Annotated in this window: 4 protein-coding genes; 3 read left to right on the top strand and 1 reads right to left on the bottom strand. The window is 71.4% G+C overall.

Annotation, left to right across the window (positions count from 1 at the left end):
• Both AB0927_RS40850 and AB0927_RS40845 read left to right on the top strand, forming a co-directional pair.
• A partial coding sequence (locus AB0927_RS40850; protein ID WP_366672946.1) for an adenosylhomocysteinase occupies positions 1–174 on the top strand: 174 nt, incomplete at its 5' end.
• Between the two features lie 161 nt (positions 175–335).
• The gene (locus AB0927_RS40845; RefSeq protein WP_366672945.1) at positions 336–947 is read left to right on the top strand and encodes a hypothetical protein; all 612 of its coding nucleotides are present in this window, start codon (positions 336–338) and stop codon (positions 945–947) included.
• Between the two features lie 28 nt (positions 948–975).
• On the opposite strand, the gene AB0927_RS40840 is transcribed toward AB0927_RS40845, so the two are convergent.
• Positions 976–1902, bottom strand: coding sequence for an RDD family protein (locus AB0927_RS40840; RefSeq protein ID WP_366672944.1), 927 nt, complete (start codon positions 1900–1902; stop codon positions 976–978).
• A 144-nt stretch (positions 1903–2046) separates the two neighbouring features.
• Here AB0927_RS40840 and AB0927_RS40835 point away from each other — a divergent pair, with 144 nt between their 5' ends.
• Positions 2047–3054, top strand: a complete 1008-nt coding sequence (locus AB0927_RS40835) for a stage II sporulation protein M (protein ID WP_366672943.1) — start codon at positions 2047–2049, stop codon at positions 3052–3054.
• Positions 3055–3414: the final 360 nt, after the last annotated feature.

Here is a 3414-nt window from a genome sequence, read left to right as displayed (position 1 = left end):
CCCGACGAGTACCCGACCGGCGTGTACGTGCTGCCCAAGCACCTCGACGAGAAGGTCGCCCGCCTCCACCTCGACGCCCTCGGCGTCAAGCTGACGACGCTGCGCCCGGAGCAGGCCGCGTACATCGGCGTGGAGGTCGAAGGCCCGTACAAGTCGGACCACTACCGCTACTGACCGACCCCGAGCCGCGTCACCGCGTCTCGGACAGGTCCGCAGAGGCAGGCCCCCGCACCCCCGTGCCGGGGGCCTGCCCCTTTGGCCGGTCCGGTCCGGCCCTCACGCACCCCGGACCGACGTACCGCGGCGACCCGAGCCCGTCACGACCCAGGACCCCCATGCCCCGCGGCCGCTATTCGCTCCACGATCCGCACGATCACACCCCCCTCGGAGAAGAACACTTCCAGTGCGCCCCCGGGCCGTCCGGCTGGCGCTACGTCTCCCGGCTGACGACCCTCGCCGGCGACCAACGCGGCTCGGTCGACCTGGCCCTGGACGACCTCGGCCGTCCCATCCGCCTCGAACTCCACGCGGGTGGCTGGCAGGTGCGCGGTGCCGCCCTCGACGGCGTCACCTGGGTCCGCACGGACCCCACCGGAGCCCATGCCACCGAAGGCAATGTGCGCGCCCACACCTTCACCGGCACGTCCCCCGCGTTCCTCGTCGCCACCGCTCGTCTCCTGCGCCTCACCCCCTCCTCCGCGACCCGCGTCCGACTCGTCGCCTTCACGGACCCGGTCCTCGCCCCCCGCACCGTGGACCAGTCCTGGGCTCTGGTGATGAGCGAAGCACACGCCACTGACAACGGCCCCCTGACCGTGGACGAATACCAGGTCAGCGCCCTGGACACGGGCGAACAGCACACCGTCCACATCGCCGGCGACGTGGTTCTGGCCGCGCCCGGGATCGAGCTGGAAGACCTGGAGTCACCGCCGTCGGCGTTCCGCTGAGCGGCTGGGACGCTTCCCGCAGACGGCCCTACGCGGGCGGCGCGAACCCGGTGGCCGGCCGCTCGCCCGGCTGCTCCCGCCGGGGAGGCGCTGCCGACGGCACGGCAGGCGGCACGGCGGGCGGCACGGCGGGAGCGCCCTCAGGCTCCCCACTCGGCCGCGCGCCGGCCCGCACCGCGGACGGGGCCTCGCCCGGCACGAAACCGCCCGCGCCGAACGCCTGCCGGGACTCCCGCGACTGCCGCTCGTGCACCACGGCGGCCAGGAAGACGGCCGGAGGAAGATCGGTGGGCAGCAAAGCCCCCGTGTGCGCCGCGAGATCACCGGCGAGCCGCTGCGCCATCCCCGAGGACACACCGGGATCCAGCTGCCCTCTCCGCGTCAGGTACTGCCGTACGGCCAGCCACAGCCCGTCCGGGACGGCCGACAGGTCAAGACCGGCGAACCGCTGCGCGAGATGCGGCGGCGGAGGCGCGACGAGGCCGGTCCACGCCACCGGGATCCGCTCACGCACGACGAGGGTCCCCGCGAACACGTCCCCGAGCCGCCGCCCCCGCGCCGAGACCAGCGACGCGATGGACGCGACCGTCCCGAACGTCATGAGGATCTCGACCACGCCGATCGCACCCCGCACCAGCGCGTGCCGGAACCGGATCGGCCCACCGTCGTCCCGCACCACCCGAAGCCCCAGCGCCATCTTCCCGAGCGAACGGCCGTGGCTCAGCGTCTCCACCGCGATCGGCACGCCGACCGGCACCAGCAGGAACGTCGCGATCCCCAGCGCCGCCTGCGCGGCACTGTCCAGGGAGGACGTCGTCGCCACGAGCACCATGGCGACCGCGACATACGCGACCAGCGCCGCCGCCAGGTCGAGCAGTACGGACAGCGCCCTGCTCGGAAACTTCGCGGGCAGCAGTTCGAGCGCCACCGCCTCGCCCGTCACCAACTCGCTCACGCCGCCCGTCCTTCCCTGGTCCGCCCCGGTGGACGGCAAGTCTGCCAAGCTGTGGGCGCATTGCGCGCCAGTACGACAAGCTGACAGCAAACACGATCATCGACGACGATCAGTCGGCGACCGGCCAAGGAGCAGGCAGACCCGATGGACCTGGACGTCTTCGTCTCCGCGCACCGAGCCGAATGGGACCGCCTCGACGCCCTGCTCCGCCGCCGGCGCCGCCTCGACGGCGCCGAGGCCGACGAACTCGTCGCCCTGTACCAGCGCACCGCGACCCACCTCTCGCTCGTCCAGTCCAGCGCCCCCGACCCGCAGCTCACCGGACGGCTCAGCCAGCTCGTCGCCCGCGCGCGCAGCGCCGTCACCGGTACCCGCAGCGCCTCGTGGCGCGATGTGACCCGCTTCCTGACCCAGGGCTTTCCGGCCGCCGTCTACCGCACGCGCCGCTGGTGGATACCCACGGCGCTCGTCTCGACGGCCATCGCGATCCTGCTGGGCTGGTGGATCGGCAGCCACCCCGAGGTGCAGTCGTCCATCGCCGCCTCAGGCGACCTGCGCCGGCTGACCCGCCCAGGTGGTGAGTACGAGACCTACTACTCCAGCCACCCGGCGGCCGCCTTCGCCGCCCAGGTGTGGACGAACAACGCCGAGGCGGCCGCGTTGTGCCTGGTCCTGGGCGTCTTCCTGGGCCTGCCGGTCCTGTGGATCCTCTTCGAGAACATGCTCAACCTCGGTGTCGGCTTCGGCCTGATGTCCTCCGCGGGCCGCCTCGACACCTTCCTCGGCCTGGTCCTGCCACACGGCCTGCTGGAACTCACCGCGGTCTTCGTCGCGGCCGGTACGGGCCTGCGCCTGGGCTGGACGCTCATCGACCCCGGGCCCCGCACCCGCCGCGTCGCGCTCGCGGAGGAGGGTCGGGCCGCCGTGGGCATGGCGATCGGCCTCGCCCTGGTCCTGTTCGTATCCGGCGCCATCGAAGGCTTCGTCACCCCGTCCGGCCTGCCCACCTGGGCCCGCATCGGTATCGGCGTCGTGGCCGAGGTGGCGTTCCTGACGTACGTCTACGTCCTCGGGGGCCGCGCGGCGCGGGCCGGCGAGACAGGCGATCTCGACGCAGCGGACCGCAGTTCCTCCGTGCCTACCGCCGCGTGATGTGCGTCCGACCCTCCTGAGCTGCTAGCCTCCTCTTCGCCCCACCAGAGCTGTTGACACAGACGGCGTGGGGAGGTAGATTCTATGAGTTGCCTAGAACTGGACAAGTCCGGTGGCGGCCGTTAGGCTCTACTAGCTTCCAAGAAGTCGCTACCGACATTCGGAGGAAGCATCCTCCCGATTACTCAGAAATGAGCGGCTGGTCAGACCGGCCAAGAACTTCTGATAAAGTCGGAATCGCCGGAAAGGGAAACGCGGAAGCGAGAACCTGGAAAGCACCGAGGAAATCGGATCGGAAAGATCTGATAGAGTCGGAAACGCAAGAACGAAGGGAAGCGCCCGGAGGAAAGCCCGCGAGGG

It is taken from the genome of Streptomyces sp. NPDC048106 (genome assembly GCF_040706415.1).
Lineage (GTDB): Bacteria > Actinomycetota > Actinomycetes > Streptomycetales > Streptomycetaceae > Streptomyces.
This window is presented reverse-complemented; position numbering and strand designations above follow the sequence as displayed.

What these genes read in the sequence shown, in the direction of transcription:
- AB0927_RS40845 (WP_366672945.1), top strand. Translation starts at nt 336, where the DNA reads ATGCCCCGCGGCCGCTATTCGCTCCACGATCCGCACGATCACACCCCC.
- AB0927_RS40835 (WP_366672943.1), top strand. Translation starts at nt 2,047, where the DNA reads ATGGACCTGGACGTCTTCGTCTCCGCGCACCGAGCCGAATGGGACCGC.